Source organism: Methanolapillus africanus, from assembly GCF_032714475.1.
Classification (GTDB): Archaea; Halobacteriota; Methanosarcinia; order Methanosarcinales; family Methanosarcinaceae; genus Methanolapillus; species Methanolapillus africanus.
Genome location: NZ_JAWDKD010000018.1, coordinates 205,050 through 227,218, shown reverse-complemented (window position 1 = coordinate 227,218; position 22,169 = coordinate 205,050). Strand labels below are relative to the sequence as shown.

Genomic DNA, 22,169 nt, shown 5'->3' with positions numbered 1-22,169 from the left:
ATTCAAGAATTTTATTGAGAAGGATTTAAATCCATGATGAGGACTATGATTAACTATAACTATAAAACGAATTTAATTGTAAATTTTAATTATAAATTATATTTTGATAAATTCAATATTTTGATAAATTCAAAACGAAGGATGAGTGATTGACATGCGTTCCGTTCAAAAATCAAATTCAAAAATGAAGGTTGATGACGGTTCCGGATGTGAAGGTCCGGGAACCGAGTTTACGCGTGAAGTCGTGTTAAAACCGGCCGGTTATCCGCTCATCGGTCTCATTGACGACGATCCGTTCATTGAGGATATGGAACTTTTCGAGGCTTACGTCCGCGAGCAGTGGGAAGGTTTTGAGGTGCGCAAAGGCATGTTCCTTTTCGACCGCGACCTGTTCAAAGGATTTGCCTACCGCGTGATTTCGGCCGACCCCGAAGGTTTGGCGATCGGTCCGGACACCCGCGTTTTCATCGCGCCGTCCAAAGAGTCCGCCGAACCTGAAGAACGCCCGAAAACGTTCGTCTCGTTTGATGATGTGATCGGCCAGTCCGCCGCCAAAAAGAAATGCCGGCTGATTGAGCGCTATCTGGAAGATCCGGAGTCGTTCGGCAAATGGGCGCCCCGAAACGTTTTGTTCCACGGTCCGTCCGGGACCGGCAAAACGATGTTGGCCAAAGCGCTGGCGTCAAAAGCGGATGTGCCGATTATTCCGATTAAAGCGACCCAATTGATCGGCGAGTTCGTGGGCGAAGGCGCCCGCCAGATTCATGATTTATATGACCGCGCCGAAGAAATGGCGCCCTGTATCATCTTTATCGATGAAATCGACGCGATTGCGCTCGACCGCAAATACCAAGAGCTGCGCGGCGACGTCGTCGAGATTGTGAATGCGCTCATTACGGAAATGGACGGCCTCTCAGAGCGCCGCGGCGTTTGTACGATCGGCTCCACCAACCGCGCCCAGACTTTGGATTCCGCCGTCAGAAGCCGTTTCGAAGAAGAAATCGGATTCGTTTTGCCGGACGCCGGTGAAATCGAGCAGATTTTGTCGTCCAACTTGGCGACGTTTCCGCTTCCGGTCGACCCGAACTTCAACATTCGAAAATTCGCCGAATCCGCCAAAGGTCTTTCCGGCCGAGATTTGACGGACAAGATCTTGAAGACCGCGTTGCACCGCGCGATTATCGATGACGAAAAGATGGTGGCGGCTTCATACTTTGACGACGCGCTCACCGAACTGAAAAAGTCCGATACGTCGTCGGATTGTCAAAACCTTTATGCTTGATAACGGCGTTACAACAGATATTATTGAAGATGAAGAGGATTATTTATGGATCAAGTTGTTGAAATTTTAGAAACCGACCGCTTCGACTGCGTTGTGGTCAACGTGATTAAAACGATGATGTACAAAGGCGTCACCATCGAAGATCCTTTTTCGAAAGGCCGCGTCTATTTCGGTAAAGTGCCGTCGGACTTCGACGTTGAAATCGACGACGTCCTTTACATCGGCGCGAAGGCGCTTGGTGAAGAAAAAGACAAAGGCAGCATGGAAGTCTACCTTTACGATGAAAACGATAACAAGCTGGATTGGACTTTGATTTACTGATCAAAAAATTCCGTCGCTTCGCTAGGAATTTTTCAGGGGCGGTGGGAGTCTATTATCTATAAGTTCGCTGCGCGAACGGCTCCCTTCGGTCGCTTAAATACAGTTGTTTTCTTGTTCTGTTTTGCATCTTCTGTCCAACAATACAGGTTTTTCTTGTTCTGTTTTGCATCTTCTGTTTTCCAACAATACAGGTTTTTCTTGTTCTGTTTTACATCTTCTGTTTCCAACAATACAGGTTTTTCTTGTTCCGTTTTGCATCTTCTGTTTCCAACAATACAGGTTTTTCTTGTTCCGTTTTGCATCTTCTGTTTTCCAACAATACAGGTTTTTTTGTTCTTGTTTTGCATCTCCTGTTAACAATACACATGTTTCTTGTTCCGATTTTCAGCAACAGGTTCCAACAATACACATGATATTTCCCTCCGTTTTGCACTTATTGCCGCTAATTGCACCTTATCATCCGGCGATATCCGCTTAAGCAGACGCCAAAGGCGTCTGCTTAAACGGGGTGGTTTTCTTGGAATTATGAAAAAACAGATTCAAAGTGAAAAAACAAAACAAAAAAGAAAATCCGCAAGTTATTGAAAACGCAAAACGAAAAAGTGCCGCCACAACGCGCGCGCCGGCCGCCGCCGCAAAAAACAAAATCCAACAATTCCAAAAGTCTGAAAGAAATCTATTTTATAGATGAACCCGTTTGTAAAAACCACAAGTTATTATAAAATCAGTTTGTTTACCATTCATTTTATTCATTATCATTCACAAACGGAGATTTTCTATGTTACAAGAAATTTCGGATAAATACGATACGGAAAAGATTGAGCAAGAGATCAATCAATTCTGGCGGGAAAGCGACGCTTATTTAAAAACGCGCGCGCACCGCCGCCTCGGGAAAAAATTCTTCTTCGTCGACGGTCCGCCGTACACGACCGGCCACATCCACTTGGGAACCGCCTGGAACAAAGTCATCAAAGACTCGGTGCTGCGGTACGAATCCATGAACGGGCGCGACGTCACCGACCGGCCGGGCTGGGACATGCACGGGCTTCCGATTGAAGTCAAAGTGGAAGAGAAACTCGGCTTCAAATCGAAAAAAGACATCGAAGAATTCGGCGTCAGCAACTTTATTCAGGAATGTAAGGCGTTCGCCATCGAAAAGAAAGGTTCGATGACGGAACAATTCAAACGTCTCGGCGTTTGGATGGACTGGGACGACCCGTACATGACGCTCAAAGACGAATACATCGAATCGGCCTGGTGGGTCACGCAAAAAGCGCATGAGAAAGACTTGCTTGAAGTCGGCAAACGCGTCGTCAACTGGTGTCCGCGCTGCGAAACCGCAATCGCCGACTCCGAAGTCGAGTACGCTGACCGCGACGACCCGTCGATTTTCGTCAAATTCCCGATCAAAGGCAAGGAAAACACTTTCTTGGTCATCTGGACCACAACGCCGTGGACCATTCCGTCCAACGTCGCCGTCGCCGTTCACCCGGACTTTGAATACGCGGTCGTTTCAGCCGTCGGTCCCAATGATGAAAAAGAAACCCTCATCTTTGCCGCCGATGCCGTTCCCGCCGTTTTGAAGAAAGGCAAATACAAATCTTTTGAAATCATCGAGAAAAAATCGGGAACGGAAGTTGCCGGACTCGAATATGAAAGCCCGCTCGCCGGCGAGATTCCGATTCAAAAAGACATGGACCACGCCGTTTATTTGGCGGACTACGTGACGGCCGACAACACCGGCTGCGTTCACATCGCGCCGGGACACGGTCTCGACGACTTTAACGTCGGCGCCAAATACGGCCTCCCTGTTTTCTGTCCGGTCGGACCGAGCGGCGCTTACACAAAAGAAGCCGGAAAATACGCCGGTATGAACATCCGCGCCGCCAACGACGTCGTGATTGAAGATTTAAAATCCAAAAACTTGCTGCTCCAGTCCGGCAAAATCAACCACCGGTACGGTCATTGCTGGCGCTGTAAAACGCCGATCATTTTCCTCGCGACCGAACAATGGTTCATCGACATCGTCAAAATCAAACAGCAGATGCTGGACGCCGTCGCCAACGACGTGGACTGGTATCCGGACTGGGCCGGCTCCGCCCGCTTTAAGGACTGGATCGAAGGCGCCCGCGACTGGTGCGTTTCCCGTCAGCGCTACTGGGGTATTCCGATTCCGATTTGGACTTGTCCGGACTGTAAAAAGCGGACCGTTGTCGGAACTAAACAAGAATTGATTGAAAAGGCCGGTCTTTCCGGTGACATTGAACTCCACCGCCCGTATGTGGACAATGTGAAAATCCCGTGCAGTTGCGGCAGCCAAATGGTCCGCACCAAAGATGTCTTTGACGTTTGGTTCGACTCCGCCATGGCGTCTTTTGCGACGCTCGGGTTCCCGGCCAACACCGATAAATTCGACGCGCTGTGGCCCGCCGACTTTATCGCCGAAGGTCACGACCAAACCCGCGGCTGGTTCTATTCGCAGCTGGGCGCTTCGATGGTGGCGTTCGGCAAAACGCCGTACAAAAGCGTTCTGATGCACGGGTTTACGCTGGACAGCAACAACAAAAAGATGTCCAAGAGTCTCGGAAACGTCGTCACGCCCGACGAAGTGATTGAAAAGTTCGGCGCCGACACGCTTCGCGCTTACGTTTTATCGTCCAGCGCCCCCTGGGACGACTTGAAATTCAACTGGGAAGAAATCGCAACCGTGAGCCGCACGCTCAACATTTTGTGGAACGTGTACAAATTCCCGCTGCCCTATATGATTTTGGACAACTTCAACCCGGCGGACTATCCGGCGGACCAAATGAAAGAACACATGCGCGAGGAAGACAAATGGATTTTGTCCCGTCTTCAGACGACTGTTTCCGAAATGACGGCCGCGATGGACGAAAAAATGCTTCATAAAGCCGTTCGCAGCGCGCTCGATTTCATTTTGGAAGACCTTTCCCGCTGGTACATCCAGCTCATCCGCCCGCGGACCTGGACCGAGGAAGGCAGCAGCGAAAAAAACATGGACAAGCTGGCCGTTTACAGCGTTCTTTATGAAACGTATGTGACGCTCGCGAAAATCATCGCGCCGTTTATGCCGTACATGGCCGAAGCGCTTTACCAAAACCTTGTCCGGAATACAACGCCGGAAGCACCGCTTTCCGTTCACATGATGGACTGGCCGAAAGTCAAGGCCGAGTTTGCCGACCCGGTTCTTGAAAAGCACATGGAAATCGTGCGCAACGTCGTCGAAGCGTCTTCAAACGCCCGCCAAAAAGCCGGCCGCAAGCTGCGCTGGCCGATTTCAAAGATCGTTGTGGCGCCCAAAAACGACGACGTCAAGACGGCGCTCAACCGCCTCCGGTCTGTCTTTTTGGATCAAACCAACGCCAAAGACGTTATTGTGATCGGCATCGGCGAAGAATGGAAAGAACTTGACGTTCAAATGACGCCGAACCAAAGCGTTCTCGGACCCAAATTCAAGCAGGACGCCAAAAAGGTGGCTGACGCCCTCAACGAAGCCGGCGCCAAATCCCTCAAGGACGCGTTTGCTTGTGTGGAAGAAATGGAACTCACGCTTGAAAACGGAACCGTCGTCATGGTGACGGCGGACATGTGCGTCTTTGAAGAATTGATTCCCAAAGGCATCGCCGGCGCCGAATCCAATGCCGGCATGGTGTATGTGGACGCAAGACTGACGCCCGAACTCGAAGCCGAAGGATACGGCCGTGAAGTCATCCGCCGCATTCAGGATATGAGAAAAGAGATGGATTTGGCCGTTGACGAACTGATCGACGCCGACATCCAAATCAAAGACGGACGCGTTTTGTCCTTGGTGAAAAACATGTCCGGCGAAATCGCTTCGGAAGTCCGCGCCAAGAATTTGGCGCTCAGCGAAAACCCGGCTTTCGGAACATTGGTGAAAGATTGGGACGTCGAAGGCGTTTTGATGAATATCGGAATTTCAAAAATGAAACTCTGATATTCTTTTTTCCTTTTTTATTTTCTATTTTTCTTTTTTTGGCGGGCAGCATGCGCGCGCGTTACGGCACACATTTTTCGTTTTGCGTTTTTGAAAGACAAGGGCGGTTTTTTGAAGATGTTGTATAAACCGACCCGTAAAATCAGATGCGAAGCATCTGTATTTTACGGATATTGCGAACAGATATAATTTGAAACTGTGAACAGAAGGTGCAAAACGGTAACAAGAAATTGGTGTATTGTTGGAAACAGTAGGTGCGAACTGAAATCTAAAATTAGTAATCTGTAGGTGCAATCTGTGCTGCAAACTGAAAACAGATCAAAAATATAGGTGAAACCAACTACCATCTAATCTTATTTGCTACGGTATCCGTTTAAACAGACGCGATACGCGTCTGTTTAAACGGGGTGGTTTACTTGATGTGAAAGATGTTTATTATGTTTTTATTTTTTGGTTTTATTATAAATTATTCCAACCAACATCAATGAGAATATTCCAACAGATATCGTAAATCCGGGAATTTCATTTTTTTGAGATTCAGGCATGGAATCATTTTGCATGGGTGTTTCTCTGATGATTCGGATCGGAATATTTTCCAATCCGTTTCTTTCGCCAACTTCCGTTACAATTCGAACCATTTCATCCAAATCTTCTTCCGGGATTTCGCAATCCATACAAGCACCAATGAGAAAATATCCATTTGTGGCTGGTCCGTATCCGTTTTGCATATATTTCAGATATGGGTCTAACAACTTATTTTCTGAAATGTCATCGGTCACGTTTACAAGAATCGGCCAATATATTTTTGCTTCTTCTTCTGTTGGTATTTTTCCGGTCATTCGCAAAAGATTCGGCTCTGCTTCATCTTGCCCGTTATCTGCGCCGCAAACCGGCAGAATTAAACCGATCAGCATCAGTAACAGAACAAAACTGGTCGTCATGAATTTTTGGTTCATTAATTTTTTCATTTTTGCCACCACTACAATAATAACAATTAAACTGTATTACTTTTATTTATTTCTTGTTAAATAAATTCCTATTTAATCCTGCCTATTGCTCTCTAAATTATCCGGATAATTCTTTTTTTAGACAACTAAAAATCCGCTTCAAATCAACAATTATTTAAATTATAAATTCGTAAAATGTAAATATAATGTCCGGACTCGCCCCTCTTATTTCTGATTTGGCCTTAATTTTGATTGCGGCCGGCGCCGTTACGCTGATTTTTAAATGGCTGAAGCAGCCTCTTGTTTTGGGTTATGTCGTGGCCGGACTTTTCATCAGCCAGTATTTCGGCTTTTTCCCATCCGTTTCCGATATGGAAAACGTGACGCTTTGGGCGGATATCGGTGTCATCTTTTTGTTGTTCGGGCTGGGTCTTGAATTCAGTTTTAAAAAGCTCATGAAAGTGGGCGGCTCGGCGTCGATTACGGCCATCACGGAAGTCATTTCCATGCTGGTCATCGGTTATCTCGTCGGGTATTTCTTGGGCTGGTCGCACATCGACAGCATCTTTTTGGGTGGCATGCTCGCCATGTCGTCGACGACGATTATTATTAAAGCGTTTGAAGACTTGAATCTCCGGGCGCAGAAGTTTACCAGCATCGTTTTTGGAGTCTTGGTTGTCGAAGACTTGGTCGCCATTCTCATGTTGGTTTTGCTGCCGACGCTGGCCATCAGCCAAACGTCGGTCGGCGTCGAAATGATTGAAAGTTTCGGCCGCCTTGTCTTTTTCCTCGCGCTGTGGTTCGTTCTCGGCATTTTCCTGCTCCCGACGATGTTTAAATACATGCGTAAATTCATGAACGATGAAACGCTTTTGATCGTTTCCATCGGTCTTTGTCTCGGCATGGTTGTTCTTGCCAACAAAACCGGATTCTCATCGGCGCTTGGCGCTTTCATTATGGGATCCATTCTCGCGGAAACCATTGACGGGGAAAAGATCGAACACCTGACGAAGCCGGTCAAAGACCTGTTCGGCGCGATTTTCTTCGTGTCGGTCGGCATGATGGTCGACCCGGCCATGCTGGTGACGTATGCGGTTCCGATCATTATTGTGACGCTGGCCACCTACTTCGGAAAGATGATCTTTTCCAGTTTGGGTGTGTTGATTTCGGGACAGAATCTGAAAGTATCCATGCAATCCGGATTTTCGCTGGCGCAGATCGGCGAATTCGCTTTCATTATTGCGGCGCTCGGTATGAGTTTGGGCGTTACGAGCGACTTCTTGTATCCGATCGTGGTCGCCGTTTCGGTGATTACAACGTTTACGACGCCGTACACCATCAAAATTTCCGAGCCGACGTACAATTTGGTCAAAAAGATATTGCCGGAACGCGTCATGACGTTCTTGGACAACTTCGGTTCCGGAAGCCAAACCGTTAACCGGCAGAGCGACTGGCGCAAAGTGCTCAAGTCGAACGTGATGGTGATTTTGATTTACTCCGTCATGTTGGTTTTCATATCGATGGCGTCCGTCCGTTATATTTTACCGTTCCTCAAAGCGGAAATCCCGGGCGCTTTGGGATCTTTGATTGCCGTTGCCGTCACGCTTCTCTTAATGGCGCCGTTTTTAAGCGCGCTTTTGCTGAGCAAACTGAGAACGCCGGCTTTTACAGCGCTTTGGAACGACCGAAAATTCAACCGTGGACCTTTGGTTTTTATCGTATTGATCCGGGTTGCGCTGACGGCTTTCTTCATTGCTTACGTGGTTTTCAGCGAATTTACAACGCAAATCGGTATCGTTGTCATCTTGACCATTTTGGTCATCCTTGTGGCGCTGTTTTCCAAAACGCTGCGGACCCAATACGCGCAGCTGGAAAAGCAATTCATGACGAATCTAAACGAGAAAAGCCTCAGCAAGCTGAAAAAAGAGGACAAAAACGTCGCTCAGAGCTTGATGGCTCAAAACGTTCACTTGGGGACGTTTGACATTACGGCCGACTCCACCGTTGCCGGAAAAACATTGGGCGAACTCAATTTCCGGGAAAAATACGGCGTCAGCGTTGTGTCAATTACCCGTGCCGGCGAGCATCATAACATTCCGCGCGGCACCGACCGGTTGTATCCGGCGGACCAGATTGTTGTTCTCGGAACGGACGAGCAGATGGAACTCTTTAAAAATGAAATCGAGGGCCATGCCGAAGTCCAAAAGAAAGAGGATGAAGTGGTTCTTGAACAGTTTGTCGTGGACGAAAATTCCTATCTGGTCGGCAAAACAATCAGCGAGTGCGTTATCCGCGACGTCGCCAATTGTTTGGTGGTCGGCGTCGACCGCGACGACGAGTCTTTCATGAATCCGAAGGCGTCTTTTGAATTCCACGAAGGCGACGTCGTTTGGGTTGTCGGCGAGCGCGCCAACATCCGAACGTTGTCAAAGACGTGTACCATGCCGGAATGTCAGGAAGCGGATGAAACGGGAAAACCGGAAGAAAAGCCGGAGGGACAGTCTGAAGAACAGCCGGCAGAAAGATCATAAATTTTATTTTTCTCTTTTCTTTCGTTTTTTTTATTTTTTGTTTTTCTTTTTGCGCCGCCGGCGCGCGCGTTACAGCGACACGTTTCGTTCGAATTTTTCAAAGACACGGACTTATTTTTTGACGATGCTGTTCGATTATCTTTAATTTTCATCTTCCATTTTTAAAAAATAAATGTTGACAATAAAAATATATATATAGAAGCTTCTCATTATATATTCTGCAATTTATAATTGCAAAGATATTAAAATTATCTAAAAACAGAAACCGACTCCATCGTTTCTGTTTCGTTCGTTTTCGTAAAAAATAAAATTGTTATACTCGTTAAAAAGGTGAATACATGGAAACAGTTGTTGAAGAAGTCACCACCACCGTCAGACACTGGTGGATCGTGCTTTTAGAAGCTTTGCTCTTTATCGTTGCGGGTTTCGTCTTTTTATTCTACCCGTTCGAATCTTACACCATTTCATTCTTAACCATCGATATCGTGATCAGCGTTCTTTTGGTCGTTATCGGTGTTCTTGAAATCGCATTCGCGTTTACCACCCGCAATATTTTCGGAAGCTGGGTTTGGGGCTGCGTCCTCGGTCTGTTGACGCTTCTCATCGGTTTGATCTTAATCTTTAACCCCCACATCACCGAAATCATTTTGCCGTACATCCTCGCCATCTGGATTTTGATTGAAGGTATCAGCATGATCGGAACGGCCATTGACATGAAGGACACCAAACAAAGCGGCTGGATCTGGGTCTGCCTCGGCGGTATCTTGGTCATTTTGCTCGGTATCATCATCATCTTTAACTTCGAGTTGGCTGTCTTGACCTTCGTTTACTGGGTCGGATTCTCCTTCCTCTTTGCCGGCATTACGGACGCCTACGTGTCCTACAAGCTCTACAAGGCCAAGAAGATCATCAAAAAGACAACCGTCGTCGAAGGCGCCTAATCTTTTCGGATGAACGCAATCAAATAAAATTAAATAAAGTCAAATTAAATCAAAAAGTTCAGAAATGAGCGGCCGCCGGTTGAAAAACCGGCGGCTTTTTTTATTGATTTTCGTTTTAACTTGCTTTTTTAATTAACATCCGCATTTTTCATTTTGGATATTTTTTTTAGTTGTTTTTTATAGAACTTTTAGTTGTTTTTCTCATAGAATTTTTTTATTTTTTCTCTTTTTTGTTCCCTTTCTTTTTTTTTATTTTCCGTCTTTTCGGTGATTTTATTTTTCTAAAAACAAAGAATTTAATTTTATATTTATTCTCATATTTTTTTAAAATGTGCAACTGTGCCGTATTGTAAAGATTTATATATGAGGTATGTTATTATATTAGTTATATAATAATCAATTTACAGAATAATTTGTTTAACAATCCAAATTTATATACATTCAAAAACAAATGAGAACATATGTCAGAGACAGATTCTAAAAACAAATATATTATATACGGCGTCGCAGCTGTTGCAATTCTTGTGATTATTGCGGCATTGTTGATTTTTGCCGCGGCGGCCGGCGGAAAACTCAATGATACGGTCGGTTTTGAATCCAAAACGGTTCCGAATTCGTCCGAAATCATTGCGGTCAGCCAAGAGGCCGGCACCGAAACGGTGACCGTTCGCGATCCGCTTTTAAAGGATTTGCCCAACGTGGCGCTTTCCGTTGACGTTTCTTATCAAGACGGCTATTTCACGGACAGCTTGCGTCCGAATACGGCCGTTATTGTTTCCCCTTTTACATTGACTCAAACCAAAAACATCCAAGTTCTTGCGAATAACTCTTCCGCCGACGTCGTGAGAGCCGAAATCGTTTCCGGCGCCGAATACGTTGGATTTTCAACGGGCGGGTCCGGCATTCTCGGCATTAATGAAATTTATGTGAAAAACGGCACCTTTGCCTTGCAGCCGAAAAATACGGCCGGCAAAGAAACCGGGACGGCAACCATTAAAGTGACGGCCGAAGACGGAGATTTCATTGAAGAAAAAACATTTCAAGTGACCGTCGGCTCTGCAAACGGCGGCAAATTCCCGTATCTGATCGCTAACGCCGGTGATTTTGAAAAAATCCGCCAAAAAATTCCGGACAACAAAACGGCCGGCACAAACTATGTAATGGTGGACGATATCGATTATGAAGGCGGCGAATGGACGCCGATCGGCACGTCCGAACTCGGACAATTCCCTAGTAATTCATTCGACGTCTATTTGAGCAATTATTCCGTCGAATCGTTCAGCGGCAGTTTTGACGGCAGCGGTCACACTTTTTCAAATTATACGATCACCACAGGCACATCCAATCAATACCGCGGCGTGAACGGATTTTTCGCGTCCGTGAACAACGCGACAATTTCAAATTTCAGCTTGGACAACGGGACGGTCAATATCGCCGCCGCCGACAACTTTGTCGTGCCGAACGGCTTTAAGGGAACAAGCGTTTATGCCGGACAGCTCGCCGGCGTCGCGAACGGCAAAAACACAGTGATTGACAATTGTTCCGCCAACGGAACCGTCACCGTCGTTTCCAATTCCTCTCAAAACGTTACCATCAAAGCGTCTTCCGGCGTTTATGTTCAAACGCTTCCGGAAGTGAACGTCGGCGGTCTTGTCGGCATTTTAAACGGCCGCCTGACCAACAGTTCCGCAGACGTTCAAGTGGCGGCAGACGCCAAAAATCTTGTTGTCGGCGGCGGTTTGGTCGGCAAAAGCACCGGCAACATTTCCGGCAGTTCGGCGTCCGGAAACGTCGATATCGTCGGCGGCACCGACGATCTGTCGTTTAACAATAAACATGGTTCATCCGCCGGCGGCTTGGTTGGCGCCGTTTCCGGTTCTGTCGGCAGCAAAGCATCCGTTTCGGATTGTTACGCCACCGGCGATGTGACCGTTAAAAGCAACGGCAACAACGGCAACAACGGCAACGACTCCGCTGCAACCTATCGGGTTTATGCCGGCGGCATTGCCGGAACCGTTTCTTACGGCACCGTTCAAAACAGTTATGCGAACGGAACCGTCAAAGCAATCGGCGGCTACGGCGTTGTTCCTGAAGGCGGCGAAGAAATCATTCTTTACGACACGCTGGACGTTTCCGATACGCTCGGCAATACCGGCAAACAAACGGTCAGCGACGCTGAAAATGAAAAGAACATCTTGGTGATTCCGGAATCTTTCGTTTACGGCGGTTTTGCCGGCGGTATTGCGGGCATGGCCAATGAAACGTCTGTGATTCAAAACAGCGTCGCCGCTAACCCTGAAGTCACCGGTTCCGGCGGATCCGCCAGAATTGTCGGAACAGCCGGCGGTTTTGACAGCGGCGTTCCCACAATGCTCAATCTCGGCGACAAATACACCTGGAAAACAGACGGCGCTCGAACCTTTAAAGCCAATCCCAAGGCGATGATCGACGATTTGACGCTGTCCGGCAACGCGGCGTACAACAACATGTTGATCGGTACTGAAAATAATCCGGAGTTTGCGATCGGTTTCATCGGACCGGACCGGGTGAACGGCAAAGGCGAAACATCCGCCTTCCTGAAAACCTATGAAGCTTACAGCGAATGGGATTTTGACAAAATCTGGAAGATGGACACGTTCCCTGTCTTTAAATGGCAAGACTGATTCCGGCACCGGATTAATCAAATAAAATAAATTAAAAAATTAAATCAAAGTATTAAATAAATTAAAATCAATGCCGGGAATATCTTTCCGATTCAAGCAAACCAACCCGCAAAATCAGACGCCTTTGGCGTCTGTATTTTGCGGATACCACTTGCAATAAGATGCAGTTGGTGTGGTTGCATCTGTATTTTTTAAATTTATCTGTTACAGTGCAGATTATACCCGCAGTTGACTATTTTTTTAATTTAATTTTCAGTTTATGGTACAGATTGCACCTGCAGTTAACTATTTTTTAATTTAATTTTCAGTTTACGGTACAGGTTGCACCTGCTGTTTGTAATTTCAGATTGTATCTGCAGATTGGTATCCGTAAAATACAAACGCTATCGCGTTTGATTTTACGGGATGGTTTGCTTGACATCTTCAAAAAATGGGTCGTTTTTTGACATTTTCAAAAAACAGCCTCTTGTTTTTAAAAACGCAAAACAAAAAGTGCTGCCGTAACGCGCGCGCCCGCTGCCTGCTGAAAAAATGAAAAAAAGAAAAAGTGAAATAAAATAGAAAAAAAGTTACTGATCGTTCCCAGCCACCCGTTTGATGCGGCAGATGCCGTTCACTTCATCAATGACTTCGACAACGGTTTCCGGGAGCAGTTGTTCCCAATCCTTTCGTTCGCCGTTGATCATCAGTTTTCGGATAACGGTTCCGGAATATTTGGCGCGCTCATGCATCGGCGGTCTGCGGATTTCAATGCCGGCTTCCATGAACAGCTGAATCACTAACGGATTGTTGGAATAGGCGATGTCGAATTTCGGAGACATCGCTTTCACGTGCGACACCCATAAAGAGTTGAATTCGACGTCCTGGAGCGGAATGATGTACGTCCGAACCGGAAAATCTTCTAAGGCTTTTCGAACCATCTCCACACGTTCGCCGGCCGTAAACGGATCCGTGACGGAATGACTTTTTTGGGCGCTTCCGATGCCGATGACAATCTCATCTACTTCTTCCGCAATCATTTTGATTATTTTGTCATGGCCGTAGTGGTACGGCTGAAAACGACCGACATAAAAGGCGCGCTTCATCTTTTTCCCCGATTCCTTTTTTTAAGCAAACGAATTTTTTTATTTTAATGGATTCATTTATTTCAATTATGTTTTGGTTTGTTTGATTGTTGTTTTTGTTTTATGTTGTTTTTTTATGTTGTTTTTTTATGTTGTTTTTTTATGTTGTTTTTATTTTAAATTTGATGTCAGAAGTTTTTCATGATTTTTCCGATCATTTTGATTGACTTCTCTTTGGAAATGCCGATCGGTGACCCGGCAACCATTTGGGTCACGCCGGATTCTTCCAATTCCTTCATCCGCTTTTCACAAAATTCAGGATCGCCGGCAATCGAAAATTTGTCCACCATCTGATCGGAAACCAAATCATTTAACGCTTTGAAGTTCCCCTTGGAAATCTCGGCGCCCAACTCCTTTTTAATTTCCGGATTGATGCCGTGCCGGCTCAAAATCGCGTCCGGCGCGCCGGCCGCAATGAACGCGACCACCGGAATCACTTTCTTTTTGGCGGCGTCTGCGTCCGCGTCAATGGAAAAGCATGTGTAAGCCGCAATGTCCAGATCGCCGGCATTTCGTCCGGCCGATTCGGCGCCGGCACGAATTTGAGGCATCGCTTGCTTGAAATCATCCGGATGGGACGCGTTGATGAGAACGCCGTCCGAAACGGCGCCCGCCATTTCCAGCATTTTCGGGCCCTGCGCGCCCACATAAACCGGAATCGGGGCGGCGTCTTTTTTGACAAAATTCAAATGAGCGCCTTTGAATTGAACGTTTTCACCGGCTGTTGACACATTTTTGCCGGCAAACAACTCCCGGTAAACGCCGACGCATTCTCGAATCGTGGACAACGGCTTTTCGCCGGCGATGCCGAGCGCGTCAAAAGTGGATTTGTCGCCCGGGCCGACGCCGAGAACGGCGCGCCCGCCGGAAATGTCGTTCACGGTGGCGATCGCTGACGCCGTTAACGCCGGATTTCGGGTATACGGGTTGGTGACGCCGGCGCCGAGTTGAATACGGTTGGTTGCCATCGATAAAACGGTGAGCGTCGCAAAAACGTCCCGGTTGTTGTAATGGTCCGTCACCCAGACAAATTCAAAGCCCTCGTCCTCAGCGGTTTTGGCGTAAGACGCCAAATTCAAAACCGGCTCGTTCGGGACAAATTCAATTCCGAATTTCATTTTTATACTTCCTTTTAAATGATATTTTTCTTACTTCTCTAACGTCATAGAACTTATATATTTATTTATGAGTTGATATTTCAGTTCAGACAAACAATCATCAACTCACCAAATATTATCAAATCATCAAAATTACCATAATTACCATAATTACAATCAAATTATCAATTACCGCATTACCATCTAATCAATCAGAGAATTCAAAAAATGAGTTATCAGGAATACGACGAATCGGACGCACTGTTCAACAAAGCGTGCCGTGAGGTTTTGGAAAAGGTTCTCTCCGGAGAAATCGAAACCGAAAACGATCTCATGCGCGTCAAGAAAAATGTGTGCAAGGCTTACCGCCTTAAAACCCTGCCGAGCAACGGCGATATCATTTTGCGCGGCAATCCGGACGAACAAAAAGCCGTCCGCGACATTCTTCAGCGAAAACCGGTTCGAACAATCTCCGGCGTCGCCGTTTTGGCGGCCATGACGTCGCCGGCGCCCTGCCCGCACGGTCAGTGTATTCCCTGCCCCGGCGGTCCGGATTCCGATTTCCATTCCCCGCAAAGTTACATGGGCAAAGAGCCGGCAGCTATGCGTGCTTTTGATTTTCACTTTGACCCGTACAATCAAGTCAGTTCCCGGCTCCGGCAGCTGGCGACCATCGGTCACGACGTCACCAAAGCGGAGCTTATCATTATGGGCGGCACCTTTTCCGCCCGAACCATCGACTACCAGGAATGGTTTGTTAAAAGATGCTTGGAAGCGATGAACGATTTTGAAGACGGAATGGATTTGTCCGGTGATGCGGATTTGCAATCTGAAAGCCAAAATCATATTCCGAAATGGCGCCGAAATGTTCAAAAAATCGGGTCCGGTAATCACGATTCTTACGAACCGTACATCACGCTTGAGGACGTCCAAAAAGCCAATGAAACCGCTTACGTCCGAAACGTCGGCATGACGCTTGAAACCCGTCCCGATTGGGCGAAAGAAGAACATATCGACGAATTTTTAAAAATCGGCGGCACAAAAGTGGAACTCGGCGTTCAAAGCGTCTATGAAGACGTTCTGCTCAAAATGAACCGCGGACACACCGTTGCGGAAACGGTTGACGCCAACCGCCGCCTTCGGGACAGCGCCTTTAAAGTCGGTTTTCACATGATGCCCGGGCTTTTTGATACCGATTTGGACCGCGACATTGAGGGATTCAAAACACTCTTCTCCGATCCCGGTTTCAAACCCGACTACCTTAAGATTTATCCGACGCTGGTGACAGAAGGAACGAAACTGTGCGACCTGTGGCAGGCCGGTGACTATAAGCCGCTCGACGACGCCAACGGTCCTGAACTGGTGTCCCAAATCAAAGAAATTCTGCCGAAATGGACGCGTCTGCAGCGGATTCAGCGCGACATTCCCGCCAATCAGATTCTGGCCGGCATCAAAAAGAGCAATGTCCGGCAGCTGGCGGAAGAAAGATTGCACGCCCGCGGCAAAAAATGTCAATGCATCCGCTGCCGTGAAGTCGGCCACAATATTCTCAAGAAAAATCCGCCCCATCCGGAAAATATTGAGCTGATGGTTGAAAAATACGACAGCTGCGGCGGAACGGAACACTTTATTTCTTTTGAAGATCCGGTGGCGGACGTTTTAATCGGATTCCTCCGGCTTCGTTTTCCAAACGCGCCCCACCGTCCCGAATTGAGAAATGCGGCGCTGACCCGGGAACTGCACGTGTATGGTTCACTCACGCCGATCGGCGAATCGGTCGATAATCAATCCGCTAAAAAAACAGAGAAAAACAGAACTTGGCAGCACCGCGGATATGGCAAGGAACTGATTCAAAAAGCGGAAGAAATTGCGGCGGACGGTGGATTTTCCAAAATCTCCGTCATCAGCGGCATTGGTGTTCGGGAATACTATCGGAAATACGGTTACGAGTTTGACGGCACTTACATGACGAAAAACTTGAACGACTGAATTCAAACAGCTGAACTCAAACAACTGAATTCAAACAACTGAATTCAAACAACTGAATTCAAACAACTGAATTCAAACAACTGAATTCAAACAACTGAACTCAACCAATTGAATTCTAATATTTTTCATTTATTTTTTATATTTTTCAAAAAATGTGGATTCGGTCGGAAGAGTTCATATAGTTTTTGATTTTATTTTATATATTCAATCATAATTCATTGTTCATCATCTGATTTTCTGGTTTTAAGATAATTTTTCTGAAACGGGGGGGTTTTGTGAAAAAAAAGGTTGTTATGACAATCGCCGGGAGCGATTCCGGCGGCGGCGCGGGCATTCAAGCGGACGTTAAAACTTTTTCAACGTTGGGCGTCCACGGCGCCTGCGTCATCGTTTCGGTGACGTCTCAAAACACGACCGGCGTTAAATCCGTATTCGATTTGCCGGTTCCGGTCATTGAATCTCAAATCGATGCGGTTTGTTCGGACATGGCGGTTTCTTTTGCCAAAACCGGCATGCTCTCCTCTTCGGATATTGTCAAAGCGGTCGCCAAAAAAGTGTCGGAAAATAAGATTTTGCTGGTGGTCGATCCCGTCATGTCGGCCGAAGCCGGCGGCGCTCTTCTTCAAAACGACGCCGTTTCCTGGATGAAAAAAAGCCTTCTGCCGGTCTCTTTTGCCGTCACCCCGAACATCAAGGAAGCGGAAATTCTGTCCGGCGTCAAAATTGAAACGCCGGAAGACGCTAAAGCTGCCGCCATTGAAATTGCCAAAACCGGCGTCAAATATGTGGTGGTCACCGGCGGTCATTTAGATGCGTCCGATACGATTTATGATTCTGCTGCCGGCGTGTTTACCGTTCTTCCCGGAAACTTCGTCAGCGGTGGAACTCATGGGACCGGCTGCACATTTTCATCCGCTTTGGTCGCCCATTTGGCGCGCGGCTATCCGTTCCCCGTTGCCTGCCGGATGACGAAGAAATTTGTCACCGACGCGATTTCCTATTCCGAAAAAGTCGGAAACGGCGTGCCGCCGGTCAACCCGGCCGGATACGCCAATCTTCTCCGTGAGCGGGCGCTCGTCATTGAAAATATTCTGTCCGCTTTTGATCTGCTCAAGAACAGCACTGTTTTTCCGCAGTTGATTCCGGAGGTCGGCACCAATATTGTCATGACTGTTCCCGATATTTACAGAAACACGACGATTGAAAATTATTATGCGGCCGATGCTTATCCGTCGCCGACGCATCCGTTCGTTTTAAAAGATTCGGACGCGTTTGGAACATTTTTGTCAACCGGCGCCGCGTTCCCGGGACGGATTCATAAAGTTCATGACCGTAAAGGCGCGTTTACGTCGGTGAAAGCGGTCGGTTTTCCGTCGTTCGGGTCCGGCACGCATTTGATGAAAGCCGTCGACGCGGCTCAAAAATTTGACCCGGCCGTCCGGGCATGTATTAATTTAAAATATTCGCCGCTCATTCTCGAAGCGTCTCAAAAAGCCGGTTATACGAACCTCTTTTTCAAAAGGGAGGACGAGCCGAAAAATTACGTCCGCAAAGAAGAATGGGGGTCGGTGAGCGCCATTTCCAAGAACGGCGACGTTGTTCCGGATCTTATTTATGATGCGGGCGATGTCGGCAAAGAAGCGGTCATCCGGGTTTTCGGAACGGACGCGGTCGACGCGGCTCTTAAAATTATTCGGATTTGCGACATGCTCCAAGAGTTATTTCGAAAATAATTGTTTTTCAAAATTATTTTCAAAATTATTTTCCAAATAATTTTTTTTGAGCCGGTCTTTTTCAAATCGGACGGACAAATCCAAAAGACTTTGCGAATGAGGCGGCAAACAGGCGGTTAAAAACGTATTGAACCTGCTTTTTTGGGATACGTTTAAATATATTCATTCATTTCTTACACAGATTCCTATTTTGACAGATTTTGGGAAGAGAATTATATAGGATTAATTGTATTACTCCTTGTTGTTTCAACTCTTCATAAATATCTTTCATTATTTCATTGATCCAGTTTTAACTGAGGCAAAATATTATGACAAACAGACCTCTTGATGTTTTAAATGACGCTTTAAACAAGCCGGTTATCGCACGCTTAAAGGGCGGACGCGAGTTTCGAGGAGAATTAAAAGGATACGATATTCACATGAATCTCGTTCTGGACAATGCCGAAGAATTGAAAGAAGGCGTTTGCGTCAAGAAATACCCGAGTTTGATTGTCCGCGGCGACAACATCGTCTACGTTTCACCGTAAGACCAATGCCGTCAATTTTATAATCAATGATTCAATTTACACGTCATTCTAAACGTCAATTCAAATGACATTTATTCAATTTACAAATTCAACTTAAGGTGAAATAAAATGGTTAAAGGAACGCCCTCAATGGGTCAGAGACAAAAACGAACGCACATGAAATGCAGAAGATGCGGCAGCACATCATTTAACATCCACACCAAACAGTGTGTTTCGTGCGGCTTTGGCAGATCCGCCAAACTCAGAAACTACAAGTGGGTCAGAAAGTCCGGCCTGAACGGCGACTGGTAATCTTCTTGCAGAAATTATCATTCAAAATGAAGAATATGAAAAGGCGCATGGTTTCATGCGCCTTTTTTTTTGAAATAATCAACTTTTTTATATTTTTTAGATTCACTCTTAATTTCGAAAATGTTATATAATCTTTGGATGTATCATTTATTGCAATTCTTTACGGTTGTCTATTCTTATCTCAAAAAAAGCGGGTGTACTCTACCCTTAAGTGAGAACCAAAAAAGCGGGTGTACTCTACCCTTAAGTGAGAACCAAAAAAGCGGGTGTACCCTACCTTTAAGTGGGAACCAAAAAAGTGGCAGGTGAAATGCCTGCCACCCTTATTCTAAAAAAGAGGAATATATTATGACAACCGATAGGCTATCCTTTTTCACAATTGACTCATCTTATTGTAATTTTTTGTATCAATTTGATCATCGAGTTCCGGATAACACTTTTTCAAAAACCGACCGCCCATTTATTGGTATTGTCTTTACAATCAATGATTTTCATTATTATGCATCTTTAACTTCTCCGAAGCACAAGCACAAAAATATGGAGAATACCATTGATTTTTTGAAAATAAATGATGGGGAGTGTGGTGCTATCAATTTTAATAATATGGATTCCTGTTCCGGAGTATTTACTCACAAAAGTCGATATCTCATCATTGCCGACCAATACAAAAGATGAATTGAATTACAAAAATCTTTTACAGAAGCAACTTTCATGGTGTAACTCTTTAAAAAATAAATCTATTATTCTTAACAATGCTCGTCGCTTGTATTACAGAATTACAGAGGGCGAGCCACATCAAAGTTTAAAAACCAGATGTTGTGATTTTACTACATTGGAGAAGCAATGTTTGAATTATTGTAAAATTAATAAAATTCCACAATGCGCGTTGATAAAATAATTTATTCAAAATATCCGAACGGCATTGTTAACTTTCTGATATTTCATCATTTTTCGTTATGTTTTTCACAACCTGTTGTTAATTGTTCACTCATTTTCGGCTTGATGCTTGATGAACATTAGTGAAAATTAAATTAAAATAGGACAAAATAATATTCCTTTTTGTCCGTAACATATTTGTTCGGAAACAGTCTATTGATTGTATTATCTTGAAAAACGAAAGAGATCGGAATCGTCATCTGACCGGATCGAAAAATTTATTTTTTCATGCCGAAGATAAATATCTTGATAAAAAATTACTTCCGGGTGGTACTCCTTGAAAGAAGAATGTGGTGTCGCGGGCGCTATTTTACATGATCCGGCGCCGCCGACGAATATTGTCGCTTTTAAACTTTATTACGCGCTTTACGCGCTTCAGCACCGTGGTCAAGATTCAACGGGAATTGTTGTTTTTGACGGTTCCAAATCCAAATCCATTAAAAGCATGGGACTCGTGTCCGAAGCTTATTCTAAACAAAAAATTCAAGATCTGCTCGGATATGTCGGTGTCGGACATGTTCGAAACGCGACCAAAGGGACGCATAATCTTGAAAATTGCCAGCCTTTCGTTTTAAATTTCAAGGGCGGCACCATTGCTTTGGCCCACAACGGCAGTTTGGTCAATGCGGCTCTTTTAAGAGACGAACTTGAATCGGAAGGACGTATTTTTACAACCGATTTGGACGTTGAAGTGATTGCGCTTCTTTTGGTGAAAGAACTCCTCAAACACAGCGCCGTCGACGCGATTAAAAATGTCATGCGTCGGGTTAACGGTTCTTATTCTTTGGTGATTATGATTAACGGCGACCTTTATGCCGTTCGCGACCCGTTCGGCATCAAACCGCTCTGCTACGGCGAAATCGACGGCGGTTATGCCGTTGTTTCCGAAAGTGTTGCGCTTGACGCCATCAACGGTAAATTTGTCCGCGACGTCAAATCCGGTGAAATCCTCGCCTTTACCAAAGAAGGCAAAGTGGAAAGCTACCAAACAAACAAAGAAGATGTCGCAGCCCACTGTATTTTTGAATTTATTTATTTGGCGCGCCCCGACTCCATCATTGACGGCCAATTGGTCTACGCCGCCCGGGAGCGGATCGGAAAGCAGCTTGCTCTGGAACATCCGGCCGACGCCGACATCATTTCGCCGGTTCCGGACTCCGGTATTGCGGCCGCCATCGGTTATGCCCGCGAATCCAAAATCAAATATTTGGAAGGCTTGATGAAAAACCGTTACATCGGACGTACTTTTATTCTGCCGTCTCAAGAAGCCCGTGAAATGGCCGTTCGTTTGAAAATGAACACCATCAACGACAATTTGAGAGACAACAGCGTGGTTTTGGTGGACGACAGCGTCGTTCGCGGCACAACGTCCCGCCGGATTATCGATATGATTAAACGGGCCGGCGCCAAAGAAGTTCACTTAAGAGTCGCCAGTCCGCCGATCATCGGTCCGTGCTACCTCGGTATTGACATGCCGACCCGCGACGAATTGATCGCCGTTCACAAAACCATTGAAGGCGTTTGCGCAGCGGTCAACGCGGATACAATCGGTTACCTCAGCATCGATGGTCTCGTCAAAGCGATCGGCATCGACAAAAGCCGGCTTTGCCTCGGCTGCGTCACCGAACAGTATCCGGTCGATATTCCAGGCGAAAAATGCTGCCGGAAACAATGCCGGGTGGATGATTTCATCCCGGTTCAGGATTTGAAATAAAGTTATTTCATCTCCTGATTTTTCTGTATTTATTTTTGTTTTTCTTTTTGTTCTTTTTCTGTTTTCATTTCTTTTTTTTTGAGCGTTGCCCCGTGCGCGC

General features: G+C 46.1%; 17 protein-coding genes. 13 read left to right on the top strand and 4 right to left on the bottom strand.

Going from position 1 to position 22,169, the window contains the following annotated elements:
* Positions 1-154: 154 nt before the first annotated feature.
* Together MsAg5_RS05570 and MsAg5_RS05565 are read left to right on the top strand one after the other, a co-directional pair.
* Positions 155-1,282, top strand: a complete 1,128-nt coding sequence (locus tag MsAg5_RS05570) for an AAA family ATPase (RefSeq protein ID WP_338099770.1) — start codon at positions 155-157, stop codon at positions 1,280-1,282.
* A 45-nt stretch (positions 1,283-1,327) separates the two neighbouring features.
* Entirely contained in the window at positions 1,328-1,603 is a 276-nt protein-coding gene (locus MsAg5_RS05565) for a hypothetical protein (RefSeq protein ID WP_338099635.1), read from the top strand.
* A 56-nt stretch (positions 1,604-1,659) separates the two neighbouring features.
* Here MsAg5_RS05565 and MsAg5_RS05560 read toward each other — a convergent pair whose 3' ends face one another.
* Positions 1,660-1,950, bottom strand: coding sequence for a hypothetical protein (locus MsAg5_RS05560; protein WP_338099634.1), 291 nt, complete (start codon positions 1,948-1,950; stop codon positions 1,660-1,662).
* Positions 1,951-2,381: 431 nt separating this feature from the next.
* On the opposite strand from MsAg5_RS05560, the gene ileS reads away from it, so the two are divergent.
* Complete coding sequence (gene ileS / locus MsAg5_RS05555) at positions 2,382-5,576, top strand: isoleucine--tRNA ligase (RefSeq protein WP_338099633.1); 3,195 nt, start codon at positions 2,382-2,384, stop codon at positions 5,574-5,576.
* A 443-nt stretch (positions 5,577-6,019) separates the two neighbouring features.
* Here the strand turns inward: ileS and MsAg5_RS05550 are convergent, their stop codons facing one another.
* Positions 6,020-6,415 carry a hypothetical protein gene (locus tag MsAg5_RS05550; RefSeq protein ID WP_338099632.1) on the bottom strand — a complete coding sequence of 132 codons (396 nt, stop codon included), beginning with the start codon at positions 6,413-6,415 and terminating at the stop codon, positions 6,020-6,022.
* Between the two features lie 314 nt (positions 6,416-6,729).
* On the opposite strand from MsAg5_RS05550, the gene MsAg5_RS05545 reads away from it, so the two are divergent.
* The 3 genes from MsAg5_RS05545 to MsAg5_RS05535 all read left to right on the top strand — a co-directional run bounded on the left by MsAg5_RS05545 (position 6,730) and on the right by MsAg5_RS05535 (position 12,658).
* The gene (locus MsAg5_RS05545; protein ID WP_338099631.1) at positions 6,730-9,054 is read left to right on the top strand and encodes a monovalent cation:proton antiporter family protein; all 2,325 of its coding nucleotides are present in this window, start codon (positions 6,730-6,732) and stop codon (positions 9,052-9,054) included.
* Between the two features lie 338 nt (positions 9,055-9,392).
* A complete protein-coding gene (locus MsAg5_RS05540; RefSeq protein ID WP_338099630.1) occupies positions 9,393-9,995 on the top strand; it encodes an HdeD family acid-resistance protein in 603 nt (200 codons plus the stop codon).
* 461 nt (positions 9,996-10,456) lie between these two features.
* Positions 10,457-12,658: a GLUG motif-containing protein gene (locus MsAg5_RS05535; protein ID WP_338099629.1), complete on the top strand. Its 2,202-nt coding sequence runs from the start codon at positions 10,457-10,459 to the stop codon at positions 12,656-12,658.
* Between the two features lie 569 nt (positions 12,659-13,227).
* Here MsAg5_RS05535 and MsAg5_RS05530 read toward each other — a convergent pair.
* Positions 13,228-13,743, bottom strand: coding sequence for a nicotinamide-nucleotide adenylyltransferase (locus MsAg5_RS05530; RefSeq protein ID WP_338099628.1), 516 nt, complete (start codon positions 13,741-13,743; stop codon positions 13,228-13,230).
* A gap of 167 nt (positions 13,744-13,910) precedes the next feature.
* Positions 13,911-14,900 (bottom strand): 5,10-methylenetetrahydromethanopterin reductase, encoded by a 990-nt coding sequence (locus tag MsAg5_RS05525; RefSeq protein ID WP_338099627.1) that lies wholly within the window; start codon positions 14,898-14,900, stop codon positions 13,911-13,913.
* 207 nt (positions 14,901-15,107) lie between these two features.
* On the opposite strand from MsAg5_RS05525, the gene MsAg5_RS05520 reads away from it, so the two are divergent.
* The 7 genes from MsAg5_RS05520 (at position 15,108) to purF (ending at position 22,069) form a co-directional block, all read left to right on the top strand.
* Positions 15,108-16,868: a tRNA uridine(34) 5-carboxymethylaminomethyl modification radical SAM/GNAT enzyme Elp3 gene (locus MsAg5_RS05520; protein WP_338099626.1), complete on the top strand. Its 1,761-nt coding sequence runs from the start codon at positions 15,108-15,110 to the stop codon at positions 16,866-16,868.
* Positions 16,869-17,143: 275 nt separating this feature from the next.
* Entirely contained in the window at positions 17,144-18,601 is a 1,458-nt protein-coding gene (gene thiD, locus MsAg5_RS05515; protein ID WP_338099625.1) for a bifunctional hydroxymethylpyrimidine kinase/phosphomethylpyrimidine kinase, read from the top strand.
* A 308-nt stretch (positions 18,602-18,909) separates the two neighbouring features.
* Positions 18,910-19,128, top strand: coding sequence for an LSm family protein (locus tag MsAg5_RS05510; protein ID WP_338099624.1), 219 nt, complete (start codon positions 18,910-18,912; stop codon positions 19,126-19,128).
* A 108-nt stretch (positions 19,129-19,236) separates the two neighbouring features.
* Entirely contained in the window at positions 19,237-19,419 is a 183-nt protein-coding gene (locus MsAg5_RS05505) for a 50S ribosomal protein L37e (RefSeq protein ID WP_338099623.1), read from the top strand.
* Positions 19,420-19,767: 348 nt separating this feature from the next.
* Positions 19,768-20,094: a type III toxin-antitoxin system ToxN/AbiQ family toxin gene (locus tag MsAg5_RS05500; protein ID WP_338099621.1), complete on the top strand. Its 327-nt coding sequence runs from the start codon at positions 19,768-19,770 to the stop codon at positions 20,092-20,094.
* On the top strand, positions 19,988-20,317 hold the full coding sequence (locus MsAg5_RS09390) for a type III toxin-antitoxin system ToxN/AbiQ family toxin (protein WP_420846996.1): 330 nt from the start codon (positions 19,988-19,990) through the stop codon (positions 20,315-20,317). The genes MsAg5_RS05500 and MsAg5_RS09390 overlap by 107 nt, the downstream gene beginning before the upstream one ends.
* A 315-nt stretch (positions 20,318-20,632) precedes the next feature.
* Positions 20,633-22,069 carry an amidophosphoribosyltransferase gene (gene purF / locus MsAg5_RS05495; protein WP_338099620.1) on the top strand — a complete coding sequence of 479 codons (1,437 nt, stop codon included), beginning with the start codon at positions 20,633-20,635 and terminating at the stop codon, positions 22,067-22,069.
* Positions 22,070-22,169: the final 100 nt, after the last annotated feature.

Excerpts from the sequence above, each read along its gene's own strand:
- MsAg5_RS05570 (WP_338099770.1), top strand. The coding sequence starts at position 155 with ATGCGTTCCGTTCAAAAATCAAATTCAAAAATGAAGGTTGATGACGGT.
- MsAg5_RS05565 (WP_338099635.1), top strand. The coding sequence starts at position 1,328 with ATGGATCAAGTTGTTGAAATTTTAGAAACCGACCGCTTCGACTGCGTT.
- MsAg5_RS05560 (WP_338099634.1), bottom strand. The coding sequence starts at position 1,950 with ATGCAAAACAAGAACAAAAAAACCTGTATTGTTGGAAAACAGAAGATG.
- ileS (WP_338099633.1), top strand. The coding sequence starts at position 2,382 with ATGTTACAAGAAATTTCGGATAAATACGATACGGAAAAGATTGAGCAA.
- MsAg5_RS05550 (WP_338099632.1), bottom strand. The coding sequence starts at position 6,415 with ATGACCGGAAAAATACCAACAGAAGAAGAAGCAAAAATATATTGGCCG.
- MsAg5_RS05545 (WP_338099631.1), top strand. The coding sequence starts at position 6,730 with ATGTCCGGACTCGCCCCTCTTATTTCTGATTTGGCCTTAATTTTGATT.
- MsAg5_RS05540 (WP_338099630.1), top strand. The coding sequence starts at position 9,393 with ATGGAAACAGTTGTTGAAGAAGTCACCACCACCGTCAGACACTGGTGG.
- MsAg5_RS05535 (WP_338099629.1), top strand. The coding sequence starts at position 10,457 with ATGTCAGAGACAGATTCTAAAAACAAATATATTATATACGGCGTCGCA.
- MsAg5_RS05530 (WP_338099628.1), bottom strand. The coding sequence starts at position 13,743 with ATGAAGCGCGCCTTTTATGTCGGTCGTTTTCAGCCGTACCACTACGGC.
- MsAg5_RS05525 (WP_338099627.1), bottom strand. The coding sequence starts at position 14,900 with ATGAAATTCGGAATTGAATTTGTCCCGAACGAGCCGGTTTTGAATTTG.
- MsAg5_RS05520 (WP_338099626.1), top strand. The coding sequence starts at position 15,108 with ATGAGTTATCAGGAATACGACGAATCGGACGCACTGTTCAACAAAGCG.
- MsAg5_RS05510 (WP_338099624.1), top strand. The coding sequence starts at position 18,910 with ATGACAAACAGACCTCTTGATGTTTTAAATGACGCTTTAAACAAGCCG.
- MsAg5_RS05505 (WP_338099623.1), top strand. The coding sequence starts at position 19,237 with ATGGTTAAAGGAACGCCCTCAATGGGTCAGAGACAAAAACGAACGCAC.
- MsAg5_RS05500 (WP_338099621.1), top strand. The coding sequence starts at position 19,768 with ATGACAACCGATAGGCTATCCTTTTTCACAATTGACTCATCTTATTGT.
- MsAg5_RS09390 (WP_420846996.1), top strand. The coding sequence starts at position 19,988 with ATGATGGGGAGTGTGGTGCTATCAATTTTAATAATATGGATTCCTGTT.